We start from the raw sequence: 375 nt of genomic DNA on the forward strand, positions 1-375 counted from the left end.
GATGAAACTCTGATTGCCGCAGGCGAACAACAAGCCTTGGTCTGCAAAGCCTGCCATCAGGTCGAACCGGATGGGGTGACGGCCATCGGGCCGCCACTCTGGGGTTTAGCCGAACGCAATATCGCCAGTGCTGAAGGCTTCCAATACAGCGATGCGCTAAAGCAGCATCAGGGACAGTGGGATGCCGCAAAACTTGATGCGTTTTTGACCTCTCCTTCCGACTTCGCACCCGGCACCAAGATGGTTTTTCCCGGCGTGAAAGACCCAGGTGCACGTGCAGCCATTATTGCCTGGCTGGCAACTAAAAACCCGGCACCGCCGGATTGGATCACTGAGTCGGCTGGCGATCCGGTAAAATCGCCCGGTGAAGGTATT

At 56.8% G+C, this 375-nt stretch carries 1 protein-coding gene; it reads left to right on the top strand.

Going from position 1 to position 375, the window contains the following annotated elements:
- A partial coding sequence (locus tag ACYP03_RS24630) for a c-type cytochrome (protein WP_459782472.1) occupies positions 1-375 on the top strand: 375 nt, incomplete at both ends.

It is taken from the genome of Photobacterium sp. R1, assembly GCF_054600795.1.